Origin of the sequence: Oceaniradius stylonematis (genome assembly GCF_003149475.2) — a bacterium.
Classification (GTDB): Bacteria; Pseudomonadota; Alphaproteobacteria; order Rhizobiales; family Rhizobiaceae; genus Roseitalea; species Roseitalea stylonematis.
Genome location: NZ_QFWV02000009.1, coordinates 65,890 through 89,260 on the forward strand (window position 1 = coordinate 65,890; position 23,371 = coordinate 89,260).

General features: G+C 64.9%; 21 protein-coding genes. 11 read left to right on the top strand and 10 right to left on the bottom strand.

Annotated elements, in window-relative coordinates; translation table 11 throughout:
• Positions 1–84 precede the first annotated feature (84 nt).
• Positions 85–540, top strand: coding sequence for a Fur family transcriptional regulator (locus tag DEM25_RS16605; RefSeq protein ID WP_245412957.1), 456 nt, complete (start codon positions 85–87; stop codon positions 538–540).
• Here DEM25_RS16605 and DEM25_RS16610 read toward each other — a convergent pair.
• The 4 genes from DEM25_RS16610 to betI form a co-directional block, all read right to left on the bottom strand.
• Complete coding sequence (locus DEM25_RS16610; protein WP_109768414.1) at positions 537–740, bottom strand: hypothetical protein; 204 nt, start codon at positions 738–740, stop codon at positions 537–539. The genes DEM25_RS16605 and DEM25_RS16610 overlap by 4 nt on opposite strands.
• A 58-nt stretch (positions 741–798) precedes the next feature.
• Positions 799–2,460 carry a choline dehydrogenase gene (betA, locus tag DEM25_RS16615; protein WP_109768413.1) on the bottom strand — a complete coding sequence of 554 codons (1,662 nt, stop codon included), beginning with the start codon at positions 2,458–2,460 and terminating at the stop codon, positions 799–801.
• A 65-nt stretch (positions 2,461–2,525) separates the two neighbouring features.
• Positions 2,526–3,977 carry a betaine-aldehyde dehydrogenase gene (gene betB / locus DEM25_RS16620; protein WP_196780437.1) on the bottom strand — a complete coding sequence of 484 codons (1,452 nt, stop codon included), beginning with the start codon at positions 3,975–3,977 and terminating at the stop codon, positions 2,526–2,528.
• A gap of 11 nt (positions 3,978–3,988) precedes the next feature.
• The gene (gene betI / locus DEM25_RS16625) at positions 3,989–4,576 is read right to left on the bottom strand and encodes a choline-binding transcriptional repressor BetI (RefSeq protein WP_109768411.1); all 588 of its coding nucleotides are present in this window, start codon (positions 4,574–4,576) and stop codon (positions 3,989–3,991) included.
• A gap of 120 nt (positions 4,577–4,696) precedes the next feature.
• Here betI and choX point away from each other — a divergent pair, with 120 nt between their 5' ends.
• The 4 genes from choX (at position 4,697) to DEM25_RS16645 (ending at position 8,929) form a co-directional block, all read left to right on the top strand.
• Positions 4,697–5,611 (top strand): choline ABC transporter substrate-binding protein, encoded by a 915-nt coding sequence (choX, locus tag DEM25_RS16630; protein WP_196780438.1) that lies wholly within the window; start codon positions 4,697–4,699, stop codon positions 5,609–5,611.
• 93 nt (positions 5,612–5,704) lie between these two features.
• The gene (gene choW / locus DEM25_RS16635; RefSeq protein ID WP_109768409.1) at positions 5,705–6,541 is read left to right on the top strand and encodes a choline ABC transporter permease subunit; all 837 of its coding nucleotides are present in this window, start codon (positions 5,705–5,707) and stop codon (positions 6,539–6,541) included.
• Positions 6,538–7,560 (top strand): choline ABC transporter ATP-binding protein, encoded by a 1,023-nt coding sequence (gene choV / locus DEM25_RS16640; protein WP_109768408.1) that lies wholly within the window; start codon positions 6,538–6,540, stop codon positions 7,558–7,560. Before choW ends, choV begins: the two co-directional genes overlap by 4 nt.
• Positions 7,561–7,786: 226 nt before the next feature.
• Positions 7,787–8,929 carry a RuBisCO large subunit C-terminal-like domain-containing protein gene (locus DEM25_RS16645; RefSeq protein WP_245412958.1) on the top strand — a complete coding sequence of 381 codons (1,143 nt, stop codon included), beginning with the start codon at positions 7,787–7,789 and terminating at the stop codon, positions 8,927–8,929.
• A 5-nt stretch (positions 8,930–8,934) separates the two neighbouring features.
• On the opposite strand, the gene DEM25_RS16650 is transcribed toward DEM25_RS16645, so the two are convergent.
• The 4 genes from DEM25_RS16650 to DEM25_RS16665 all read right to left on the bottom strand — a co-directional run bounded on the left by DEM25_RS16650 (position 8,935) and on the right by DEM25_RS16665 (position 13,142).
• On the bottom strand, positions 8,935–9,384 hold the full coding sequence (locus DEM25_RS16650; protein WP_109768407.1) for an RbsD/FucU family protein: 450 nt from the start codon (positions 9,382–9,384) through the stop codon (positions 8,935–8,937).
• Positions 9,385–9,439: 55 nt separating this feature from the next.
• Entirely contained in the window at positions 9,440–10,462 is a 1,023-nt protein-coding gene (locus tag DEM25_RS16655) for a substrate-binding domain-containing protein (RefSeq protein ID WP_428981903.1), read from the bottom strand.
• Positions 10,463–10,534: 72 nt separating this feature from the next.
• The gene (locus tag DEM25_RS16660) at positions 10,535–11,611 is read right to left on the bottom strand and encodes an ABC transporter permease (protein ID WP_109768466.1); all 1,077 of its coding nucleotides are present in this window, start codon (positions 11,609–11,611) and stop codon (positions 10,535–10,537) included.
• 1 nt (position 11,612) lies between these two features.
• Entirely contained in the window at positions 11,613–13,142 is a 1,530-nt protein-coding gene (locus DEM25_RS16665) for a sugar ABC transporter ATP-binding protein (RefSeq protein ID WP_109768405.1), read from the bottom strand.
• A 126-nt stretch (positions 13,143–13,268) separates the two neighbouring features.
• Between DEM25_RS16665 and mtnK the strand changes: the two genes are divergently transcribed.
• Both mtnK and mtnA read left to right on the top strand, forming a co-directional pair.
• Positions 13,269–14,543, top strand: coding sequence for an S-methyl-5-thioribose kinase (gene mtnK, locus DEM25_RS16670; RefSeq protein ID WP_109768404.1), 1,275 nt, complete (start codon positions 13,269–13,271; stop codon positions 14,541–14,543).
• Positions 14,540–15,637, top strand: a complete 1,098-nt coding sequence (gene mtnA / locus DEM25_RS16675) for an S-methyl-5-thioribose-1-phosphate isomerase (RefSeq protein WP_109768403.1) — start codon at positions 14,540–14,542, stop codon at positions 15,635–15,637. The genes mtnK and mtnA overlap by 4 nt, the downstream gene beginning before the upstream one ends.
• Positions 15,638–15,658: 21 nt before the next feature.
• Here mtnA and DEM25_RS16680 read toward each other — a convergent pair whose 3' ends face one another.
• A complete protein-coding gene (locus tag DEM25_RS16680) occupies positions 15,659–16,408 on the bottom strand; it encodes a sugar-binding transcriptional regulator (protein ID WP_196780426.1) in 750 nt (249 codons plus the stop codon).
• 248 nt (positions 16,409–16,656) lie between these two features.
• Here DEM25_RS16680 and DEM25_RS16685 point away from each other — a divergent pair, with 248 nt between their 5' ends.
• Together DEM25_RS16685 and mgrA are read left to right on the top strand one after the other, a co-directional pair.
• A complete protein-coding gene (locus DEM25_RS16685; protein WP_109767710.1) occupies positions 16,657–18,729 on the top strand; it encodes a bifunctional aldolase/short-chain dehydrogenase in 2,073 nt (690 codons plus the stop codon).
• A gap of 94 nt (positions 18,730–18,823) precedes the next feature.
• Complete coding sequence (gene mgrA, locus DEM25_RS16690; protein WP_109767733.1) at positions 18,824–19,882, top strand: L-glyceraldehyde 3-phosphate reductase; 1,059 nt, start codon at positions 18,824–18,826, stop codon at positions 19,880–19,882.
• Here mgrA and DEM25_RS16695 read toward each other — a convergent pair.
• Positions 19,879–20,880 carry a nuclear transport factor 2 family protein gene (locus tag DEM25_RS16695; RefSeq protein WP_109767709.1) on the bottom strand — a complete coding sequence of 334 codons (1,002 nt, stop codon included), beginning with the start codon at positions 20,878–20,880 and terminating at the stop codon, positions 19,879–19,881. The two genes, mgrA and DEM25_RS16695, sit on opposite strands and share 4 nt — an antisense overlap.
• 134 nt (positions 20,881–21,014) lie before the next feature.
• On the opposite strand from DEM25_RS16695, the gene DEM25_RS16700 reads away from it, so the two are divergent.
• Both DEM25_RS16700 and DEM25_RS16705 read left to right on the top strand, forming a co-directional pair.
• Positions 21,015–22,067 carry an ABC transporter ATP-binding protein gene (locus DEM25_RS16700; protein ID WP_109767708.1) on the top strand — a complete coding sequence of 351 codons (1,053 nt, stop codon included), beginning with the start codon at positions 21,015–21,017 and terminating at the stop codon, positions 22,065–22,067.
• 59 nt (positions 22,068–22,126) lie between these two features.
• Entirely contained in the window at positions 22,127–23,350 is a 1,224-nt protein-coding gene (locus DEM25_RS16705; protein WP_109767707.1) for an ABC transporter substrate-binding protein, read from the top strand.
• Positions 23,351–23,371: the final 21 nt, after the last annotated feature.

Below are 23,371 nucleotides of genomic sequence, written 5' to 3' on the forward strand. Positions count from 1 at the left end.
CGGCCTGCGGGGCGCTGCGGGACGGCGTACCGCAATTCCCAACTGGCTCTTGCAAATGCCTCGCAACTGGACAAGACTCGGGCCATGAACGAATCCAGCCAGATGAGTGCGCGCGAACTGGAGCATGCGTTGCGGGACGCCGGCGTGCGGATCACGCGCCAGCGCAGCGCGATCCTGCGCATTCTCGCCGAAGCCGACGACCATCCCGATGCCAACGAGCTCTACAGCCGCGCCAGCGCGCTCGAGCCGACCGTGTCATTGTCGACGGTCTACAGGACATTGAGCATACTTGAGGACAAGGGTGTGGTGCACAGGCTCACCTTCGAGGGCGCGCCGGCCCGTTTCGAAACCGCCGATACGCCGCATCACGACCACATGATCGATCTTGAAACCGGCGACGTGATCGAGTTCCGATCCGACAAGATCGAGAAGCTGCAGGCAGAGATTGCCGCCGAGCTCGGCTACGACATCGTCTATCACAAGCTCGAGCTCTATGGCCGCCGAAAGGCGCGCAACCAGGCAGGGAGGCTTGGAGCCTAGTCCTTCGGCTCGGGATCGCGCGGGTTGAAGGTGATGAACAGCCCGTAGAAGGACAGGGCGCCAATGCCGACGAAAAGTGTGCCCCAGAAATGGTTGCCCATCAGGAATTCGAAGATTCCCCACGATGCCGTGACGCCGACCGTGGCGATGCGGCGCCACAACGGGCGGAAAAAGGGGTGATCGAAATCGAAGAACTTCATCGGCGCGCCTTGGTCCCTTTGAACCCATCTGGCTGGCCGCGGCGCCAAATGCAAGCCGTCAGCGCTGGCTCGTCTGCCAGTGGGGGTGAATCCATGGTTCGGCATTGGAGGGCGCAAGCGGCGTCTTGCCCAGAATGTGGTCCGATGCCTTTTCGCCGGTCATGATCGATGGCGCGTTGAGATTGCCGTTCGGAATGGTCGGGAAAATCGAGGAATCGGCGAGGCGCAGCCCGTCGACGCCGATCACCCGGCATTCGGGATCGACCACCGCCAGCGGATCGTCGGCGCGGCCCATCCGGGCGGTGCCGCAGGGGTGATAGGCGCTTTCGGCATGCTCGCGGATGAAACCGTCGAGCTCGTCGTCGCTCTGCACCGCGGCGCCGGGCTGGATCTCGTGCCGGACGAAGGGCGTGAACGCATCCTGGGCGAAGATCTCGCGCGTCAGGCGGATGCAGGTGCGGAAATCGGCCCAGTCCTCGGACTTCGACATGTAGTTGAAGACGATCTTCGGCGCTTCGCGCGGGTCCGATGAGCGGAGCGTGACCGCGCCGCGTGACGCCGACCGCATCGGCCCGACATGGGCCTGAAAGCCGTGGCCTTCGGCGGCGGCCTGTCCGTCATAGCGCACCGCGATCGGCAGGAAATGATACTGGATGTCGGGATATTTGACGCCGGCCTTGGAGCGGATGAAGGCGGCGCTCTCGAACTGGTTGGACGCGCCGGGGCCGCTTCGCGTGAACAGCCATTGCGCGCCGACCCAGGCTTTTCCGACAAGGTTCCAATATCTGTAAAGCGTCACAGGCTGGCTGGCGGCCATCTGGATGTAGAGTTCGAGATGGTCCTGCAGGTTTCGGCCGACGCCCGGCCGGTTGGCGATGACCTCTATGCCAAGTTTCATCAGGTCCGATGCCGGCCCGATGCCCGACAGCATCAGAAGCTTGGGCGAATTGATCGAAGAGGCCGCAACGATCACCTCGCGATTGGCGCGCACCGTTTCGATTGTGCCGCCGCGCTCGATCTCGACGCCGGTGGCGCGGCCATCCTCGATGACGATCCTGCGGGCGAGGGCGCGCACGATGGTGCAGTTTTTCCGCTTCAGCGCCGGCTTCAGATAGGCGTTAGCAGCCGACCAGCGCCGTCCGTTGAACACCGTCTGCTCCATCGGGCCGAAGCCTTCCTGCTTCTCGCCGTTATAGTCGCCGGTGACCTGGTAGCCAGCCTGCCGTCCGGCTTCGACGAAGGCGGCGAAAAGCGGGTTGTCGCGCTTGCCGCGCGTGACATGCAATGGTCCGCCGGTGCCGCGCCAGTCCGGATCGCCGCCATGGCCGCCCGAATCCCAGCTTTCCATGCGCTTGTAATAGGGCAGCACATCCGCATAGGCCCAGCCGGTGGCGCCCAGCTCCGCCCAGCGGTCGAAGTCGCAGGCGTGGCCGCGCACATAGACCATGCCGTTGATCGAGGACGAGCCGCCGATCACCTTGCCGCGCGGCGTGGCCAGCCGCCGTCCGCCCAGATGCGGTTCAGGCTCGGACCGGTAGCCCCAATCGTACATCTTCATGTTCATCGGGTAGGACAGCGCGGCCGGCATCTGGATCAGAGGACCGGCATCGGTTCCGCCATATTCGATGACGAGCACCGTGTGACGGCCGTCCTCGGACAGGCGGTAGGCCATGGCCGAGCCGGCTGAGCCGGCGCCGATGATGACGAAATCTGCTTGCACTTCAGCGCCTTGATCGATGTTTCATCACAGATTGAATCGGCTCGTTGATAAAGCGATTCAGCGGGTCAAAAGGGTGCCTCGACCGGGCCGAGCCCGACATAGACGGTCTTGAGCTGGCTGTAGTGTTCGATGGCCGCATGGCCGTTCTCACGGCCGACGCCGGATTGCTTGACGCCGCCGAACGGCGCTTCCACCGGCGTCAGATTGTAGGCGTTGATGAAGCAGGTGCCGGCCTGAAGCTGCGCGATCACACGGTGCGCGCGGGCGAGATCGCGGGTGAAGACACCGGCCGCCAGACCGAATTCGGTCGCGTTGGCGCGGGCGACGGCTTCGTCCTCGTCGTCAAAGGCGAGGACCGACAGGACGGGGCCGAAGATCTCCTCGCGCGCGATGGTCATCTCATCGGTGACGCCGGTGAAAATGGTCGGCTCCATATAGAAGCCCGGTCGGTCGATTCGGTTGCCGCCAGCAACGATCTCCGCGCCTTCTGCGCGGCCAATATCGACATAACCAAGCACCTTGTCGAGTTGCGCTTCGGAAACCAGAGGGCCGAAACTGGTCGCCTCATCCAGCGGATCGCCGATCACCGCGCCCCTGGTGCGTTCGACCAGCCGTTCGACGAAGCGGTCGTGCAGGCCGCGCTGGACGAAGACGCGCGTGCCGTTCGAGCAGATTTGGCCGGAGGAATAGAAGTTGCCGAGGATCGCGCCACCGACCGCGTCCTCGATGTCGGCATCGTCGAAGACCAGGATCGGCGACTTGCCGCCAAGCTCCATCGTCACATGCTTCATGTGCCCGGCGGCGGCCGAATAGACCTTTTGTCCGGTCGGCACCGAGCCGGTGAGCGAGACCTTGGCAACGCGCGGATCGGTGGCCAGCGCCGCGCCGACATCGCCATAACCCTGGACGACGTTGAACAGACCCGGAGGCGCGCCGGCCTCGATCAGGATCTGGGCGATCTTCAGCGTGCAAAGCGGCGTGACTTCGGACGGTTTGAACACCATCGCATTGCCGCAGGCAAGCGCTGGCGCCGCCTTCCAGCAGGCGATCTGCGTGGGATAGTTCCACGCGCCGATGCCGGCGCACACGCCCAGAGGTTCGCGCACCGCATAGACGAAATCGCCGCCGAGCGCGATGTGCTCGCCGGTCAGAGTGGCGGCGAGATTGCCGAAATATTCCAGCGCATCGGCGCCGGACGAGGCATCGGCGACCAGCGTTTCCGACAGCGGCTTGCCGGTGTCGAGCGTTTCGAGTTCGGACAGGTCCCGGTTGCGCGCACGGATGATGTCGGCGGCGCGGCGCAGCACGCGCCCGCGTTCGGCGCCTGTCCGGCCAGCCCATTCGGCCTGGGCCGAAGCGGCGGTCTCCAGCGCGCGATCGACGATCGCCGGCGTTGCGCTACGGACCGTGGCGATCGTTTCGCCCGTTGCCGGATAGATCACGTCGATGGCCGCGCCGGCCTCGTCTTCGATGTAGGCGCCGCCGACGAAGTGGCTGGCCTCGGGCTTCGCTGCGATGTTGGCGATGGTCATGCGTTGGTCTTTCTGCCGATCCAGGTCTCGGCGGCGTCGAGCACCAGGCGCGTCGCCGAGCGGTTGTCCATGGCGCGGTCGCGCAGCGCCTGGCGCAGATAGACCCCGTCGATCAGTGCGGCGATGCGGAGCGCGATCACCGGGGCGGCATCGTCCACAAGGGGCCGCAGTTCGTGTACCAGGTTGGACAGGAGGCGCTTCTGGTAGACCGCGAGCAGCCGCCGCGCGGGTTCCGAGGTCTGCGCGAGCACATAGAAGTTGAGCCACGCTGCGATGATCTCGTCATCGAACTGGTGCACGCAAAAGCTCGCTTCGACCAGCGCTTCGAGCCGCTCGCGCGGGCCTTTGGCCTGCTTCAGCGCGGCGCGTACATCGTGCCCGTAGACGGTCAGGACATGGCGCATGGCGGCCAGGAAGATCTGGTCCTTGTTGCCGAAATAATGATGCGCCAGGGCTGAGGACATGCCGGCGCGCTTGGCGATCTGGGCCACGGTGACATCCAGCGATCCGGCACGTCCGATTTCGGCGATGGTTGCGTTGACCAGCGCATCGCGGCGTATCGGCTCCATTCCGACCTTTGGCATGGCGAATTCCCGGTGGGGCTTGTCTTTTCGGCGTAAACAAAGTTAATTGACTCGTCAATCAACAAAAACCGCAACGATCCGTCAAACCAAACCCGGGAGGCCCACATGAAATTCAAGACGATGTTCGCCGCGCTCGCTTTGTCGACCGCGATGGGCTCACAGGCCCATGCCCAATGCGAGGCCGTGACCTTCTCCGATGTCGGCTGGACCGACATCACCGCCACCACCGCCGTTGCAACCGTCGTGCTCGAGGCGCTGGGGTACGAGACCGACATCAAGGTGCTGTCGGTGCCGGTGACCTACACATCGCTCGCGCAGGGCGATGTCGACGTGTTCCTGGGCAACTGGATGCCGACCATGGAAGCCGACATCGCGCCCTATCGCGAGGCAGGCACGGTCGACACGGTGCGCACCAATCTGGAAGGCGCCAAGTACACGCTGGCGACCAATGCGGCGGGCGCGGCGCTCGGCATCGCCGATTTCGCTGACATCGCTACACAGGCGGAAGCGCTCGATTCGACCATTTACGGCATCGAGCCGGGCAATGACGGCAACCGTCTGATCCTCGACATGATCGAGGGCGATGCGTTCGGCCTGTCGGACTTTGAAGTGGCCGAAAGCTCCGAGCAGGGCATGCTCGCGCAGGTCGAACGGGCGTCGCGCCGCGACGAGCCGATCGTGTTCCTGGGTTGGGAACCGCACCCGATGAACGCCAATTTCGAGCTGACCTATCTGACCGGCGGCGACGATTTCTTCGGCCCCAATCTGGGCGGCGCAACGGTGATGACCAACACACGCGCTGGCTATGTGGACGAATGCCCCAATGTCGGCACGTTCCTCAAAAATCTCGAATTCACGCTGGCCATGGAAAACGAGATCATGGGCGCCATCCTCAACGATGGCGAGGACCCGGCCGATGCGGCCACGGCCTGGCTTACCGCCAATCCCGACACGCTGGGCCCGTGGCTCGACGGCGTGACGACGCTGGACGGCGGCGACGCGATGGAAGCCGTCAAGTCCGCTCTCGGCATGTAACGGCCACCTGGAGCCTCCCCTTCGCGGGAGGCTCTTTCGCTTTGGGTATGGCCGCAGCGGCCGTCTCCGGCGCAACTGGCGAGCAGGGTTTCCATGGATTGGCTGACCGACAACAAAATCCCCGTTGGCGATGCGGCCGGCGCCTTCTTCGATTGGCTGCAGGACAATGGGGCCTTCTTCTTTGACGGCCTGTCCGATGCGATGGACGTCCTGATCGAAGCGATCCTGTGGGTTCTGCAGACGCCACATCCCCTGATCGTCGTCGCCGCCTTCGTCGCGCTGACATGGGTGCTGCAGCGGCGCTGGTCGGTCTGCGCGTTGGTCGGGTTCGGCTTTCTGTTCATCCTCAACCAGGGGTATTGGGAAGAGACCACCGAAAGCCTGACGCTGGTCCTGTCGGCTTGTCTCGTCTGCATGGCGATCGGCGTGCCGATCGGCATTGCGGCAGCGCACAGGCCGCGCCTTTACGCCTATATGCGGCCGGTGCTCGATCTGATGCAGACGCTGCCGACCTTCGTCTATCTCATTCCGGCGATCGTCTTTTTCGGGATCGGCATGGTGCCGGGCCTGATCGCGACGGTGATCTTCGTCTTGCCCGCGCCGATCCGGCTGACCCATCTGGGTGTTTCCTCGACGCCGATGCCGCTGCTCGAAGCGGCGCGCGCGTTCGGTGCGACGCCCCGGCAGACCTTGTGGAAGGTGGAGCTGCCCTATGCGGTTCCGCAGATCATGGCCGGGCTGAACCAGACGATCATGCTGTCGCTCTCCATGGTGGTGATCGCCGCGCTGGTCGGTGCCGACGGACTGGGCGTGCCTGTGGTGCGGGCGCTCAACCGGGTCGACACCGCGCTCGGCTTCGAGAGCGGCTTCATCATCGTCGTGGTTGCGATCATGCTGGACCGCATGCTGCGCATCGAGGCGCGCAAATGAGTGTCGCGGTTGCGTTCGACGCGGTGAACATCGTCTTCGGGGACCGCCCGCAGGAGGCGCTGCCGCTGATGGATGAAGGCCGCACACGCGGCGATATCCAGGCCGAGACCGGGCAGGTGCTCGGCGTTCACGATTGCTCGCTCGAAGTGGGCGAGGGCGAGATCGTCGTGCTGATGGGCCTTTCGGGCTCCGGCAAGTCGACGCTGCTTCGCGCCGTCAACGGGCTCAATCCGGTGGTGCGCGGCGCGGTGCGCGTCAATGATGGCGACCGGATGGTCGATGTCTCGTCAGCGGACGCGGCCACCTTGCGCCGTATCCGGCTCGAGCGCGTCGCCATGGTGTTCCAGCAGTTCGGGCTTTTGCCGTGGCGTACCGTGCGCGACAATGTCGGGCTGGGGCTGGAACTGGCCGGCCTCGAAAAGGCCGAGCGCAACAGGCAGGTCGACGACCAGTTGGCGCTGGTGGGCCTCGATGGCTGGGCCGACCGCAAGGTCGGGGAACTGTCGGGCGGCATGCAGCAGCGCGTCGGTCTGGCGCGCGCCTTTGCGACAAACGCGCCGATCCTTCTGATGGACGAGCCGTTCTCGGCGCTCGATCCGCTGATCCGCACGCGGCTTCAGGACGAACTGATCGACCTGCAGGGCAAGCTGAAGCGAACGATCATCTTCGTCAGTCACGATCTGGACGAGGCGTTCAAGCTCGGCGACCGGATCGCCATCATGGAAGGCGGGCGGATCGTCCAGTGCGGCACGCCGCAGCAGATCTTCTCCGACCCGGTCAACGATTATGTCGCCGACTTTGTCGCCCACATGAACCCGCTGGGCGTCCTGTGCGCCCGCGACATTATGGGGCCGCCAGGGGAGGGTGCGACCGACACGGTCGGCGCCGACATGAGCGTGCGCGACGTGATGGAAAAGCTCCGCGCGGTCGAGGCGGTTGCGGTTACAGACGGGGACGAAGTCGTCGGCCGGATCAGCCGCGCCGACGTGATGGCCAAACTCCTCGATCCGCGCGGCTGACCGCCGCCGGAGCGGCTTGAGGACGATCCTCTCCACCGTTCTGAACAAAAGACACCTTTGTTGACAATTGTCTATCAATGCCTAGTGTCACCGCGAACAAGGAGGTGACGGTCGTGCGGATTCGACGATCAGACGGGCAGGGGGCGACGGGCGGACACGAGCATGTTCGGCAAGCCGGAATGCGAGGCACAGGCCGGTCCGGCATCCGGACAAAGGCCGGCCGGACGTGAGCGCCGGCACGATGGAGCGATTCCGGGTCGTCTACCGCATCTTCGCCGACAGTGCCGCAGAAGCCATGCGGCGCGCCCATGACGTGGCGCTTGAGCAGACGGTCGAAGTCCCTGCCGATGTCGTGCCGCAAGGGTTCATTGCCGATGAGATCGTCGGCAAGGTCGGCCGTGCGGAGATGGGAGAGCGTGGTGTCTTCGATGTGGCGATCTCCTATTCGCCCGACAGTGTTGGCACCGAACTCTGTCAGTTGCTCAATGTCATCTTCGGCAACTCATCCATTCAGCAGGGCGTGAAGGTGGTGGGGTTCGAGCCGGGCGCGACGATCGCCGAGCGCTTTGCCGGTCCACGCTTTGGTATCGAGGGTGTCAGGGCGCGCGCGAACCGGCCGAAGGGCGGGCTCATCTCGCCGGTCATCAAGCCGCAGGGCTCATCGCCCGAAACGCTGGCCGAGATCGCCTTCCGCTGCGTGGCCGGCGGTGCCGACATCATCAAGGACGATCACGGCCTCGCTGACCAGCCGATGGCCCCGTTCGAGGAACGCACCGAAAAGGTCGCAGCGGCGGTCGCCAGGGCCAATGCCGAGTTCGGCATGTCGGCGCTGCATTTCGCCAACATCACCGGCCGGTCGGACGAGCTTGTCGAACGTGCCTTCTTCGCCAAGAGGGCCGGAGCAGGCGGCGTCTTGCTGATGCCGGGTCTCCTGGGCTTCGAGATCGTCCAGCAGCTTGCGGCGGACCCGGCATTCGGCCTGCCGATCATGACGCATCCGAGCTTTACCGGTCCGTTCGTCCTGTCGCCGGAAACCGGCTTCACCCATGCGATGATGTATGGCGTGCTGCAGCGCCTTGCCGGCTCGGACATCTCCGTCTTTCCCAATGTCGGCGGGCGGTTCGGCTTTTCGGCGGAAGAATGCGTCTCGATCGCCGATGCATGCCGCGATCCCGCCGGCATCGGCAAGCCGATCTTTCCAAGCCCTGGCGGCGGCATGAGCGTCGACCGGGCGGCGGACATGGCGGCCATGTATGGCGATGACGTCGTCTATCTGATCGGGGGCAGCCTGCTGCGCCATGGCGACAGGATCGGCGAGGCGGTCACCGCCATGCGCCGGGCGGTCGATGCGGTCCCCGGCGCGCGCTAGACGGGTCAGTCGGGGAAGACGACGCCCATCCGCAGGATGAAACAGCCGAACGGCCGGTCTTCCGAGCAGGCGATCACGGCAAAGGCGTTGCGGGCGTGTGCGTAGAAGGCCTGACGTTCGATGCTGCCCAGCTTCGCCTCCGCCGGCTTGACCGTCTCGAGCACGTCGAACACGTCGCGGTGCACCGGCTCGACCCGATCGGGTTCGCCATCGACCTGCATGCGCAGGGCGCCGTAATCGGTAAAGCCGTCGATCGGCATGTGCTGCGTGATCAGCGCGACCGCTTCGGGCGACGAAAAGCCGGGAAGGCGGATCACGTCGGGCATGACGCAGTGGGCCGCCGTCGAGGCGGCGGGATAGTTGCGGTCCGCGATGACGATCTCGTCGCCATGGCCAAGCCGGATCAGGCAATCCATCAGTTCGGGCGTCATGCGCGGATCGATGTTCTTGAGCATATGCGGTCTCCGGACAGAAAAGGGGCCGCGCAAGGCGGCCCCGGTTCTATGTGCCTCAGCGCGGCGGCAAAGGCATCCAGTCGGTCATCGCCACGTCGGCATGGGCGAATTGCGGCAGCTTGGCCGACAGGTCTTCCATGTTGGAGATGTCGTTCTCGTTGAGGAAGGCCTGCGTGATCAGGGTCGGCGGCACGATCACCTGGGCACCCGGATCTTCGCCCGCCAGCATCATGGCAAGCGCCCGTACGGAGACTTCGCCGACAACGGCCGGGTTGGTCGCCACGGTGGCCTTCCAGGCGCTGCCCGGCTCACGCATCTGGGCGATGTCGGCGGTCGAAACGTCGGCTGAATAGATCGAAACGTCGGAGGACATGCCGGCCTCGTCGACTGCGATCTTCACGCCCTTGGCGAACTCGTTGTAGGGCGCGAAGAAGACCGAGATGTCGGGATTGGCCTGCAGGACCGAGCGCGCCTGGTTGGCGTTCGAGTTGGCGATCGGGTTGTCGAGCGTGCCCATTTGGGCGACTTCCTCAATGCCGGGATTGGCCTCCTTGATCTCTTCCCAGGCGACGTGACGCCGGTCGAGCGGCGCGATGCCGGGCACGTAGACATAGCCGGCCTTCCACTCGTTGCCATTGTCCTCGATCGCCTGTTCCAGTGCCAGCTTGCCGAGCAGATAGTCCGACTGCTCGATCTGCGGGATCGCCTCGTTCTCCACATTGACATCGAAGGCGACGACCTTGATGCCCGCGTCGACGGCCCGCTGGGCTGCTTCCTTCATCGACTCGGTCAGGCCGTGCTGGATGACGATGCCATCGACGCCGAGCGCAATCGCCTGATCGACCATGTCGGCCTGAAGGGCGGCGTCCTGGCGGCTGTCGAAGACGCGCAGGTCCACGCCCAGCGCCTCGGCCTGGGCTTCGACGCCCGACAGATAGGCCTGGAAGAAGTCGCCGGTCGACAGATAGCGCACAAGCGCGATCTTGACGTCGCCGGGATTGTCGAGGGGCGCCGGCATTTCGGCGTTGGCGATGCCGCCGGACAGCAATGTGGCCGATGCGGCGATGCTGGCGACCATCGCCAGTGCCGTTCTGCGAACAATTTTCATGAGGTCTCCTCCTTTTGCAGCTTTGTCTGGCGGCCGGGGCCGTCAGTGGCTTCCGGCCTTTCGCGCCGAAAGCGAGAACGTGAAGACAAGGGCGATCACCAGAACGAAGCCCTTGATGAAGTCCTGGGTGTAGTAGGGCGCATTCATCATCGTCAGCCCCTGCAAGAGGATGCCGACGAAGAGCGCGCCCATCGCGGTGCCGAAGGCGTTCGGCTTGGCGGCGCCAAGCACGGCAAATCCGATCAGCGCGGCGGCGACCGCATCGAGCAGGAGATTGGTGCCCGACGCGATGTCGCCGCGGCCGAGCCGGGCGGCGAGCAGCATGCCGCCGACCGAGGCCAGCGTGCCGGAAATCATGTAGGCCATGATCTTGTAGTTGTTGACATTGGTGCCGGTCAGGCTGGCCGCGCGCTCGTTCGAGCCGATCGCGTACATCAGCCGGCCGTGACGGGTCATCTCGAGGAAGATCCAGACCAGGATGCCGATCACGATCAGGAAGATGACCGACACCGGAATGAGGTCTTCGAGGACAAGGTCGATGCGGTGGCGGCCCATGGCGAGGAAGAAGGGCGAAAAGGTGCCTTCGGCGGTCGATCCGTCCGGCAGCGTCATGCCGGTGGCGATCGAGCGGCCCTCGGTCGGAATGCGCTGGAGGCCGACCAAAAGGAACATCATGCCCAGCGTCGCCAGAAGATCGGGGACCCTGGTCTTGACGATCAAAAGGCCATTGATGAGCCCGATGAAGGCGCCCATGGCAAGGCAGGCAACGATGGTCACGAAGGCCGACTGTTCGAAGATCACCATCATGTAGGCGGCGAGCATCATCGAGGAGGTTGCCACCGAGCCGATCGACAGGTCGAAGCCGCCGACGACAAGCGTGCAGGTCACGCCGAGCGCCAGAATGCCGGTGATGGCAACCGACTGGAAGATGAACACCGCCGAGCGGGGGCCTGCAAAGCCACTCGCAAAGATCGAGAAGAACACGATCAGGCCCAGCAGCAGGCCAAGAAAGCCGTAGCGAATGGAATGATCGACCAGCGTTGCGCGCTTGCGCCTGGGCAGCGCCTCGGTGTTGCTGCCGTCGCCGGTTGTCTGATCGGGAGTGCTGTCCACGCTCATCTCATGCGGCCTGTCGGGACTTGCCGCGCGCATCGGCCGGCGAACCGGTGACCGCTGCGAGAACGGCATTGACGTCTATGTTTTCGTTGCGGAACTCGGCGGCCGCCGCATGGTCGTGGAAGACCACGATCCGGTCGGCGATCTCGAAGGCTTCGTCCAGTTCGGCAACCAACACGAGCGTCGCCCGGTCGCGGGCGGTCTCGCGGATCTTGCGACCGATGTCGCGCCGGGCGCGTATGTCGACGCCCTGGAAGGGCTCGTCGAGGATCAGAAGGCGGCTGGGCTGGGCCAGCCAGCGCCCCAGCATGACCTTCTGCTGGTTGCCGCCCGACAGCGTGCCGATGCCGTCGGCCTCGGACTGGCAGACGATCGACAGCGCGTCGATCATGTCCTGCGCTGTTCGGCGCTCCTTCCTGCGATCGATGAAGGCGAGCCGCCCGTAGCGCGACAGGAACGGCACCGTCATGTTGCGCGCCAGGTCGAAATCCTGAATGACCGCGTTGCTGGCACGGTCTTTCGGCGACATGAAGACACCGCGGCGGACCGCATCGCCCGGGCTTTTCGGAGCGAACGGTTTGCCGTCCAGCGTGATGGTTCCGGCGTACGGCGATGCCATGCCGAAAAGCGCCTGGGCGAGGGCGGTCTTGCCGGAGCCCAAAAGGCCGGTGACGACGACGATCTCCTTGTCGCCGAGATCGAGCGAGAAAGCCGGACTGTCTGCCTTCAGCCGCACATCGCGCAGACCGACGACCGGCTGGCCGGCGGGCGGTATCGTGATGTCGACCTCTGTCATGCGATGGCCGAGCATGGCCTGCACCGCGCCCTCATAGTCGATCTCCGGGCCCTCGAAGACGCCGGAAATCTCGCCGTCGCGCATCGAGACCACGCGGTCGGCGATGCGGCGAATGTCGGACATGCGGTGCGAGATATAGAGGATGGCCACGCCATGTGCTTTCAGCGTCTCGATCAGGGCGAACAGGCGCTCGGCCTCGGCGGCAGACAGCGACGAGGTCGGCTCATCCAGAATGAGCAGCTTGGGTTCATGCGCCATTGCGCGGGCAATGGCGATGAGCTGGCGGTCGGCGACGCCCAGTTCGCTGACCGGCGTGCGCACGTCGATATCATCGAGCCCCATGCGCGCGGCCACCCTGCGCGCTTCGGCCAGAAGGCGCGCGCGCTTGATCATGAAGCCGTATTGGCGTTCGGCCAGCTGGTCGATCATCAGGTTGGACGCCACGTCCAGATCGGGAATGACGCCGTCATTGATGTTCTGGTGGACGGTGACGACGCCGGCGCGAATGGCCTGCGAAGGGGTCGCCGGTGCGAAAGGCGCGCCGAGCAGTTCGATCGAACCGCCGTCGCGCGCGTGAACGCCGCTGAGGATCTTGACGAGCGTCGATTTGCCCGCGCCGTTGGCGCCCATCAGCGCGGTCACCGTGCCGGCGGGCAGGTCGAGGCTGAGTTTGCAGAGCACGCGGTTTTCACCGAACGCCTTGTCGATGGCGGAAATCCGGCACGATAGGGTCGACATCAATTTCCTCCCGGCGCAGAGCAAACCAAGGGATATGACAAAAGTCAACGTATATTGACAACTGATTGAATTGCCTTTTACCGTCCGATCGCGCAAACCCGTCGCGCAGCGAGCAGCTAGGGGAGGATGGCGTTGAGCGAAGACTATCAGGCCCTGTCGCCGGAGACGCTGGGCGCAAGGCTCGGCGGCGTGGAGGCGCTGGCGTCACGGATCGGCCCCGATGCGTCGGCCTGGTCGGTGCGCGAAGTGGGCGACGGCAATCTCAATCTGGTGTTCATCGTCGAGGGCCCCAAGGGCGCGGCCATCGTCAAGCAGGCGCTGCCCTATGTGCGGCTGGTCGGCGAAAGCTGGCCGCTGCCGCTGACCCGCGCCTTTTTCGAGTATCATGCGCTGACGCGCCAGGCGGCGCGCGATCCGGGCCGCGTTCCCGAGATTTTCCACTATGACGAGGCGCAGGCCCTGATCGTCATGGAATATCTGTCGCCGCACATCATCCTGCGCCAGCAGATGATGGCCGGTCGGCGCGTCGCGGGGCTGGGCCGGACGTTGGGCGAATTCTGCGCGCGGACGGCCTTTCGCGGATCGGACCTGTCGATGCAGGCCCCCGACAAGAAGGCGGACGTGGCTCTGTTTTCGGGCAATGTCGAACTGTGCGACATCACGGAAAACCTCGTCTTCACCGATCCCTATTTCGACGCCGAGATGAATCGCCACACCGCGCCGCAACTCGACGGTGTGGTCGCCGAATTGCGGCGCGACGAACAGCTCAAGATCGCCGCCCAGCATTTCAAGCGTGCCTTCACCAGCCGCGCCGAGACGATGTGCCATGGCGACCTGCACACCGGCTCGATCATGGTCACCGACGATCAGGCCCGCATCATCGATCCCGAATTCGCCTTCTACGGTCCGATGGGCTTCGATGCGGGCATGCTGATCGGCAACTATCTGATGGCCTGTCTCGCCATGCCGGCGCATGTCGCGGACGATGCGGCCTGTACCGCCTACCAGGACTGGCTGCTCGATGTGGTCGGCGAGACGTGGGCGACATTCGCCGGCGAGTTCTCGCGGCTTTGGCACACAGAACGCACCGGCATCCTCTATGCCCGGACGCTCTATGAGGATCAGGGAGACCATCTGGCCTCCGAGGCGGCGCTGCGCGAGGTGCTCGGCGAAATCTTCCGCGACGCGATGGGTTTTGCGGGCATCGAGATGCACCGCCGCATTCTGGGGCTGGCGCATATCGCCGAGTTCGATTCGATCGAGGACCCGGACGTGCGTGCGCCGCTTGAGGAGAAGGCATTGCGGCTCGGCCGGACGCTGGTTCTCAGCCGCGCCGGTTTTGCCGGTATCGATCAGGTGATCGCGACCACACGCATTGCCGCCAGAGGAGAAGCCCAATGAAGGTTGGCGACCGGCACTACCGCTCGATCTGGCGCGAGGACGAGACCGGCAAGGTGATGATCATCGACCAGCGCTGGCTTCCGCACGAGTTCCGGATCGTCAGCCTCGATACGCTGGAGGACTTCGAGACCGCCATTCGCGACATGTGGGTGCGCGGCGCGCCGCTGATCGGCGCCACCGCCGCCTACGGCATCGCCGTGGAGATGGCCCGCGATCCGTCGGACGCCGCGCTCGACAATGCCTGGGACGTGCTGCACGAAACGCGCCCCACCGCGATTAATTTGCGCTGGGCGCTCGATGACATGCGCTCGCTTTTGCGCAACACGCCGGTCGAGCGGCGCGCCGACGAGGCGATGCGCCGGGCTGCGGAAATCTGTGACATGGATGTCGAGGCGAACCGCCAGATCGGCTTGCACGGCCTCGAAATCCTGCGCGCGATCGCACGCAAGAAGGCGCCGGGCGAGCCGGTCAATGTGCTGACCCATTGCAATGCGGGATGGGTCGCCACCGTCGACTGGGGCACGGCCACATCGCCGATCTACCATGCCGTCGAGGACGGGCTGGGCGTGCATGTCTGGGTCGACGAGACGCGGCCGCGCAATCAGGGTGCGCAACTGACGTCATGGGAGCTCAACAGCCACGGCATCGACCACCATCTGGTGGTCGACAATGCGGGCGGCCATCTGATGCAGCATGGCGATGTGGATGTGGTGATTGTCGGCACCGACCGGACGACCGCATCGGGTGACGTGTGCAACAAGATCGGCACCTATCTGAAGGCCCTTGCCGCGCACGACAATGACATTCCCTTCTATGTCGCGCTGCCCTCGAGCACGATCGACTGGACCGTCCATGACGGGCTGGCCGAAATCCCGATCGAGCAGCGCGACGAAACCGAGGTCACCAGGGTATTCGGCAAGCTCGACGACGGCTCGACCGCCTCGGTGCAGATTTCGCCGGACGGCACGCCCGGCGCCAACCCCGCCTTCGATGTGACGCCGGCGCGCCTCATCACAGGCCTGATCACCGAGCGCGGCATTGCCGAGCCGAGCCGTGAAGGCCTGCTGGCGCTGTTTCCCGAACGGCGCGATTGACGCTTCTGCGAATGCGGGTCGTCAGGATTTGCCGGCGCGCTCGAGAAGATGCCGCGCCGATGACTGGCTGGTCACGAGGTGGGTGGCATAGCCGCCGCGCAGGGCGGCCAGCATCGCTTCGGCCTTGTCGAGACCGACCGAAACCAGAAGCCCCATCTGCTTGCCGCGCAGCATGTCCTGTTCGATGCCGATCATGCGCTCGTCGAGCGGGCCGCGCACAGGCTCGCCGTTCGCATCGATGAACCGTCCGCACACCACGCCGGCCGCGCCTTGCGCCACATACCAGTCCAGATCGTCATGGCTGGCGAGCCCCGATGTGACGATATGGCTGTCATGGTTGCACGAGCCGACCGCGAACAGCGCCTTGTTGCAGCGCGCGATCGCGTCGAGCTGGGTGGCGATGATCGCCTCCTTGCGCAGGGTCGCGGCGATCTCAGGCGTGCTGAGGACCGCCGGGGCATGCAAATTGACGCAGTTCGCGCCGAGCTTGCGGGCGATGTTGGCCGAGCAGATCTCGGCGGAAAAGCCGTAGGGCGTCGCCATCGAGCCGACGAGCTGGATCACTTCCAGATCGGGGATACTGACCGGCTCGATATGTTCGGCCATGTCGTAGATCGTCTTGCCCCAGGCGACGCCAAGCCGGTCGCCGGCCTCCAGCAGCGATGGCAGCCAATTGGCCGCGCCCCGCACGACACGGTCGAACTGCTCTTTTTCGCCGCCCGCGCCATCGGGCAGCACATAGGCCGCCCTGAGGCCCAGCGTGCCGCACAATTCGCCGGCAAGGCGGTGATTGGTGAAGGGCTCGGTGGCCAGCGTGANTGGCGATGTCGTTCTGGTTCAGCCCGTCATGGTAGTAGAGCCACGCGGCCTCCACCACGATGTCCTCGCCGCTGATCTGTCCGGCCGAACGCCGCACCGAAGTCGAAGGCATGTTTGCGTCAATCCCGATTTTAGCTATTTGACATCAGGTTCTGACATTTGTCAAAACGGGTCGGACACGGCATTTCGGAGAGAGCTTGATGCGCGACAATCGCTGGAACGACGACGATGCCGACCGGTTTGCGGCGGCCGAAGGGACGTCCGTTGCCGACCGCGCGCTCGGCCATCGTGTCTACTCGTCGCGGCTGATCGGTTCGGACCCCGATCTGGTCATGCATGGCGGCGGCAACACGTCGGTCAAGGTGATACGCCCGACGCTGCAGGGCGAAGACAAGCGTGTCCTGCACATCAAGGGCAGCGGCTGGGATCTGAACACGATCGAGGGGGCCGGCCTGCCGGGCGTGTGGCTCGATCCTCTCCTGGCGCTGCGGCCGCTGGACGCCCTGTCGGACGAACAGATGGTCGACGCGCAGCGCGCCGCGCTGTTGCAGTCGTCCTCACCCAACCCGTCGGTCGAGACGCTTCTCCATGCGTTTCTGCCGCACAGTTTTGTCGATCACACGCATGCAACGGCGTTTCTGGCTCTAGCCAACCTGCCGCATGCGACCGATATCGTCGCGGAGCTTTTCGGCGGCAGGCTGGCGGTGGTGCCCTACATCATGCCGGGCTTTGCGCTTGCCAAGAAGGCCGCCGAGGTCTTTGAAGCCGACCCGGAGGTCGAGGGTCTGGTGCTGCTCAACCACGGTCACTTCACCTTCGGCGACACGGCGAAGCAGAGTTATGACCGGGTGATCGACCACACCAACCGGGTCGAGCAATGGCTTGCCGACCGGGCCGGCGGCCGCACATTTGATACGACCGTGCATACGGTACGCGCCCCGCTCGACCCAGGCCGAGCATCCGGCGTACTGCCCGCGCTGCGCGGGGTGCTCGGTGCCATCCGATCCGCCCATCACGATGCCGACATGCCGATGCCCGTCTTCGATGTACGCGGCGGGCCGGCCATCGAACGGTTCCTGGCGCGCGGCGATCTCGACAGCCTGTCGCGGCGCGGGGTTGGCTCGCCCGACCATGTCATCCGCACGAAGGCGTTCCCGCTGCATCTGGCCCGCGCGCAAATCGATGCCGGCGCCGATGCCATTCGCGCCGCAGTCGATGCATGGGCGGATGCCTACAAGGCCTATTTCGCGAGCCACAATGAACGGGTCGGCGGCATCAAGACCATGCTGGAGCCGATCCCGGGATTGGCATGGATTGAAGGCGTGGGACTGGTGGGAATCGGCAAGGACACAGCGTCCGCGGCAGCGGCTGCCGATATCGGCGAACAGACGATTGAGGTGATGACGCTGGGCGAAGCGGCCGGCGGGTTCCGGCCGATCGGTGAAGCCGACACGTTCGACATGGAATACTGGTCGCTTGAACAGGCCAAGCTCGCCAAATCCACGCCAAAGGCCTTTGCCGGCAAGATCGTGCTTGTGACAGGCGGCGGCGGGGCTATCGGGCTCGCCACGGCCAAGGCGTTCGCCGCGCTCGGCGCCAGCGTGGCGATCGCCGATCTTTCCGCCGATGCGCTGGACAAGGCCGGCGAAGCGCTTGGCGGCAAGGCGCTGACGGTCCAGGCCGACATCACGGCGGCGGGTGCCGGCGCGGCGGTCATCGATGCGGTGTGCGCACGGTTCGGCGGCATCGACATCGTCGTCTCCAACGCCGGCGCGGCCATGCAGGGGATGCTGATGGACCTCGACGATGAAACGCTGCGCAAGAGCTTCGAACTCAATTTCTTTTCCCATCTGGCGCTGGCGAAGGCCGCCGCGGCCACGATGCGCGCGCAGGGGCGGGGCGGGCAGCTTCTGTTCAACGTCTCCAAGCAGGCGGTCAATCCGGGCAGGGGGTTTGGCGCCTATGGCCTGCCGAAAGCGGCGACCTTCTTCCTCGTGCGGCAACTGGCGCTGGAGCTGGGCGGCGAGGGCATCAGGGTCAATGGCGTCAATGCGGACCGGATACGCTCCGGGCTGCTGACCGACGATTTCATCGAGAAGCGGGCCGAGGCGCGCGGTGTGAGTACGGCCGACTATATGGCCGGCAACCTTCTGCGTGCCGAGGTCGAGGCGACCCATGTGGCCGAGGCGTTCGTTGCGCTCGCCCGCGCCGACCGGACCACGGCCCATGTGATGACGGTGGATGGCGGCAACATCGAAGCGGCGCTGCGCTGATCCCGTGAACCGTTGCCGTCTCGCACCGCTTGCGGCTGCTTTGCACGGCGTGTAGCGGTGGCGGCCCGCGATGCCGACAAGCGAGGATGACCCGATGAGCTATGTTCCCGCCGAAGACCGATACGAGACGATGGCCTATCGCCGGTGCGGCCGGTCCGGCCTCGACCTGCCTGCGATCTCGCTTGGGCTGTGGCACAATTTCGGCGAGGACACGCCGCATCAGACCAAGCGGGCGATCTGCCGGACCGCGTTCGACTGCGGCATCACCCATTTCGATCTGGCCAACAATTACGGCCCGCCGCCCGGCAGCGCCGAAGAAGCGTTCGGCGCGATCCTGCGTACCGATTTCGCCGGCTATCGCGACGAACTGATCATCTCGTCCAAGGCTGGCTATGACATGTGGCCCGGCCCCTACGGCCAGTGGGGCAGCCGCAAATATCTGATCGCCTCGTGCGACCAGAGCCTCAAGCGGATGGGGCTCGACTATGTCGACATCTTCTATTCGCACCGGTTCGATCCGGACACGCCGCTTGAGGAAACGATGGGCGCGCTCGATCACATCGTCCGGTCGGGGCGCGCGCTCTATGCGGGGATTTCATCGTACAATTCCCAACGCACGCGCGAAGCGGTGGCGATCCTCAAGGAGCTTGGCACGCCGTGCCTCATTCACCAGCCGAGCTACAACATGCTCAACCGCTGGGTCGAACGTGACGGCCTGCTCGACACGCTGGACGATCTGGGGGTCGGCTCGATCGCGTTCACGCCGCTGGCGCAGGGCATGCTCACCGGCAAATATCTGAACGGCGTACCCGAGGACAGCCGTGCGGCGCAGGACAAGTCGCTGTTTCCGTCCATGATCACCGACCGGGCGCTCGACAGCATTCGCGGGCTGAACGCGATTGCCGAAAAGCGCGGCCAGACGCTGGCGCAGATGGCGATCGCGTGGGTGCTGCGGCACGGCCGGGTGACCACCGCGCTGATCGGCGCGTCAAAGCCCGAACAGGTGATCGACTGCGCCCGCGCCGTCGGCAATCTGGACTTCACCGACGCGGAGCTGGCGGAGATCGACAAGCTCGCTCATGAGGAAGACATCAATCTGTGGGCCCAGTCCGCCGAGATCGAGGGCGGGCCGCAGCGGCGCCCGTCGCGCTAGCTGAAATGGCTGTCCATGGCCGCTGACCGGGCGATCACATCGACATCCATCTGCGCGAACAGGTGGACATAGTCGAGCAACACCCAGTTCTCGACGATCTTGGCGTCGGCAATCCGGTAGAAATCCATGACGTTGAGCGTCATCGACCGGCCCGTCGCCGGCACACCCAGATAATCGCCCCTGTGGGTCATCGTCATCGACGGCCAGCCCGAAAAGGCGGCGTAGTCGCCATCGCCGATCCGGCAGAAGTGGTTGCCGCCCCTGCGGTCGGGAAAGGCACGCAGGAACGATGCGCGGTGGTGATTGACGAAGCCGTCCCAGCCGAAGGTGGAGCCGATGCCGCCGGGCCCGTACCACATCATGTCCTCGTGCCAGTGGCCGTGCGTGCCGGTCTGGGCTTCGGAATGGAACGTGTCGGGATCGAAGTCGTGCAGATCGCCGATCATCGCTTCGACGATGTCGAGCGAGGCGTCGCCGCGCGCGGGGTCGTTGGGCAAAATGCCGTCATGGGTGGCAGGGCCCGGAAACAGCATCTCCGTGCCCAGCATGCGGGGCAGGGGATAACGTCCCGCCTGCCGCATCAGGTCCAGCAAGTCGATGATGATCTTCGCCTCGACGATCATGCCGCCCTCGATGCGGTAGAATTCGCCCGAGCGCACAAAAGCCAGGCGCCCCGCCGGCCGGACCCCGAACAGGTCGCGGTCGTGGATGCCGACATAGTGTGTCACCGAGCAGACCCAGTTGCCGCGCTCGTGGCGGCGGTTGCGGGCGCCGAAGAAGATCTCGTCGCGCCGGTGCACGCGCCACAATGCGCGGCGCAGCGGCCGGATCAGGCCATCCAGCACCGCATCGACGCCCTTGAGGCGGCCGACCGGCGCGGCGACGTCCCAGACGCAATCGGCGCCGATCATGGTCCTTGCAAAGGCGTCCAGATCGGAATCCGGTATGCGGATCAATGCGTTCAGAAAAGTGTGTGTATCGGCGCGCCAATCGCTCATCGCTGATCGTCTTCCTGTTGCCGGAGGCGTGTTTGCACTCGTGTGCAAAAAACGCTTGCCAAATTCGGGAAGCTGAGTCTACGCTTTTTGCAATCGTGTGCAAGCGCGCGGCCACCACGTACAGGGAGGTACGAATGGCTGAGATCCAGCTTCGCAATGTGTCCAAGCGCTGGGGCAGTTTCGTCGGCGTTGACGATTTCAACCTGACGATCGCGGACGAGGAGTTTCTCGTTCTGCTTGGCCCGTCGGGGTGCGGCAAGACCACCACCATGCGGATGATCGCGGGGCTCGAGGATGTCACCGAGGGCACGATCTCGATCGACGGGCAGGTGGTCAACGATCTCGATCCCAAGGATCGCGATATCGCCATGGTGTTCCAGAGCTACGGGCTCTATCCGAACATGAATGTCTACGAGAACATCCGCTTTCCGCTGAAAGTGCGGAAGGTGGATGCCGACAGCCATGACGAGCGCGTCAAGCGTGCGGCGGCGATGGTCGAACTCGAACCGTTCATGCACCGCAAGCCGGCCGAACTGTCCGGCGGCCAGCGCCAGCGCGTGGCGCTCGCGCGCGCCATCGTGCGCGAGCCGAACGTCTTCCTGATGGACGAGCCGCTGTCGAACCTCGACGCCAAGCTGCGCGTATCGACCCGGGCGCAGATCAAGAACCTCAGCCATGAACTCAAGGTGACGACGATCTACGTCACGCATGACCAGATCGAGGCGATGACGCTGGCCGACCGGGTCGTGGTGATGAAGCAGGGCGTCGTCCAGCAGGTGGGCACGCCGACCGAGATCTACGACCGGCCGGCCAACACCTTCGTTGCCGGCTTCATCGGTTCGCCCGCCATGAACCTGATGGAAGGCACGCTTCAAGACGGAACGTTCACCGGCGACCGTGTCTCGATTTCCGGCCTGAATGGCCCGAACGGGCCTGTCACGCTCGGCTTCCGCGCCGAAGACGCCCATGTCGGCGATGACCAGGGCGAGATCAGCGCGCCTGTCTACACGATGGAGCTTCTGGGCGATGCCACGATGATCGCCGTGCGCGCCGGCGGCGCGATGGTTTCGGTCAAGGCGCACAAGGAGTTCCGCGCCGAGATCGGCGACACGGTGAGCCTGTCGGTATCGCCGGAGATCTGCCACCTGTTCGATGCGCAGACGGGCGCGCGCATCGCCGCGGAATGATCCGCAAACTACTACGGCGTGCGTGATTGGATGCGCCCGCCAGCCAAAGGGAGAAAACCATGAAATTGAAGACCTTGTTGATGGCCGGTGCGGTGTCGCTGTTGGCCACGGCCGGCGCGCAGGCCGATTGCGCATTCGAGAACGAAGTAACCGTCAAGTCGCTGTCGGCCGGCTTTGAAGCGTGGAAGGCGGTGACGGATGCGATGGCCGAATGCGGCAATGTCGAAGCCGAACTCGATCAGGAGTTCCGTACCAAGCAGCCCGCCGCGTTCGCAGCCAACCCGTCGCTTTACCACATTGGCGGCGTTTCGAACGGCACGGTCACGCCGCTGCTCAACGAGGGCACGATCCGGCCGCTCGACGACCTGATCGCCGCGCACGGCCAGAACCTTGCCCCCAACCAGCTCATCAAGATCAATGGCGAGACCATGGCGGTCGCGATGATGGTAAACACGCAGCACCTGATGTACCGCGAGGACATTTTCGACGATCTGGGCCTTGAAGTGCCGTCAACATGGGATGGTGTGCTCGAAGCGGCTGCCGCCATCAAGGAAGCCGGCGTCGTCGACTATCCGCTCGGTGCGACGATGAAGTCGGGCTGGAACCTGGCCCAGGACTTCAACAACATGTTCCTGGGCTTTGGCGGCCAGTTCACCGGTGCCGACTCGATGCCGACGGTTAACACCGAAGCCGGCATGAAGGCGCTCGACATGATGATGCGCATGACCGAGTACATGGATCCCGAATATCTGGTGTCGGACTCCACCTACGTGCAGCAGCAGTTCCAGCAGGGCAAGATCGCCATGGCGAACCTGTGGGCCAGCCGCGGCGCGGCCATGGACGACGAGGCCGAGAGCCAGGTCGTCGGCAAGGTCAACGCCGCCGCCGCACCGCTCGCCATGGAAGGCGGCGCGCCGGCCACGACGCTTTGGTGGGACGGCATCGTCATCGCCAAGAACATTTCCGACGAGGAGGCCGAGGCTGCGTTCCGCGTGGCCATGGAGGGCCTCGACACGGAGATGGTGACGGCCAACAACGACGATGCGATCTGGCTGATTTCGGGCTATGAGCCGAACCGTCTGGCCCAGGGCGCCATCGCCACGGCCAGTGCCGATCCGGCGCCGCAATCCTACCCGTCGACCAGCCAGATGGGCCTCATGCACACCGCGCTCGGCAATGAGCTTCCGGCCTTCTTCACCGGCGAACGCGATGCCGCGGCGACGCTCGAAGCCATCGAGGAAGCCTACATCACGGCGGCCAAGGAAGCCGGCCTGATCGAATAAGGACCGGGGCGGCGCTCTGCG

Bases quoted from the DNA above. Each gene is read 5' to 3' on its own strand.
- DEM25_RS16605 (WP_245412957.1), top strand. From the start codon at position 85: ATGAACGAATCCAGCCAGATGAGTGCGCGCGAACTGGAGCATGCGTTG.
- DEM25_RS16610 (WP_109768414.1), bottom strand. From the start codon at position 740: ATGAAGTTCTTCGATTTCGATCACCCCTTTTTCCGCCCGTTGTGGCGC.
- betI (WP_109768411.1), bottom strand. From the start codon at position 4,576: ATGCCAAAGGTCGGAATGGAGCCGATACGCCGCGATGCGCTGGTCAAC.
- choX (WP_196780438.1), top strand. From the start codon at position 4,697: ATGTTCGCCGCGCTCGCTTTGTCGACCGCGATGGGCTCACAGGCCCAT.
- choW (WP_109768409.1), top strand. From the start codon at position 5,705: ATGGATTGGCTGACCGACAACAAAATCCCCGTTGGCGATGCGGCCGGC.
- choV (WP_109768408.1), top strand. From the start codon at position 6,538: ATGAGTGTCGCGGTTGCGTTCGACGCGGTGAACATCGTCTTCGGGGAC.
- DEM25_RS16650 (WP_109768407.1), bottom strand. From the start codon at position 9,384: ATGCTCAAGAACATCGATCCGCGCATGACGCCCGAACTGATGGATTGC.
- DEM25_RS16655 (WP_428981903.1), bottom strand. From the start codon at position 10,462: ATGGTCGCCAGCATCGCCGCATCGGCCACATTGCTGTCCGGCGGCATC.
- DEM25_RS16660 (WP_109768466.1), bottom strand. From the start codon at position 11,611: ATGAGCGTGGACAGCACTCCCGATCAGACAACCGGCGACGGCAGCAAC.
- DEM25_RS16665 (WP_109768405.1), bottom strand. From the start codon at position 13,142: ATGTCGACCCTATCGTGCCGGATTTCCGCCATCGACAAGGCGTTCGGT.
- mtnK (WP_109768404.1), top strand. From the start codon at position 13,269: ATGGCGTTGAGCGAAGACTATCAGGCCCTGTCGCCGGAGACGCTGGGC.
- mtnA (WP_109768403.1), top strand. From the start codon at position 14,540: ATGAAGGTTGGCGACCGGCACTACCGCTCGATCTGGCGCGAGGACGAG.
- DEM25_RS16685 (WP_109767710.1), top strand. From the start codon at position 16,657: ATGCGCGACAATCGCTGGAACGACGACGATGCCGACCGGTTTGCGGCG.
- mgrA (WP_109767733.1), top strand. From the start codon at position 18,824: ATGAGCTATGTTCCCGCCGAAGACCGATACGAGACGATGGCCTATCGC.
- DEM25_RS16695 (WP_109767709.1), bottom strand. From the start codon at position 20,880: ATGAGCGATTGGCGCGCCGATACACACACTTTTCTGAACGCATTGATC.
- DEM25_RS16700 (WP_109767708.1), top strand. From the start codon at position 21,015: ATGGCTGAGATCCAGCTTCGCAATGTGTCCAAGCGCTGGGGCAGTTTC.
- DEM25_RS16705 (WP_109767707.1), top strand. From the start codon at position 22,127: ATGAAATTGAAGACCTTGTTGATGGCCGGTGCGGTGTCGCTGTTGGCC.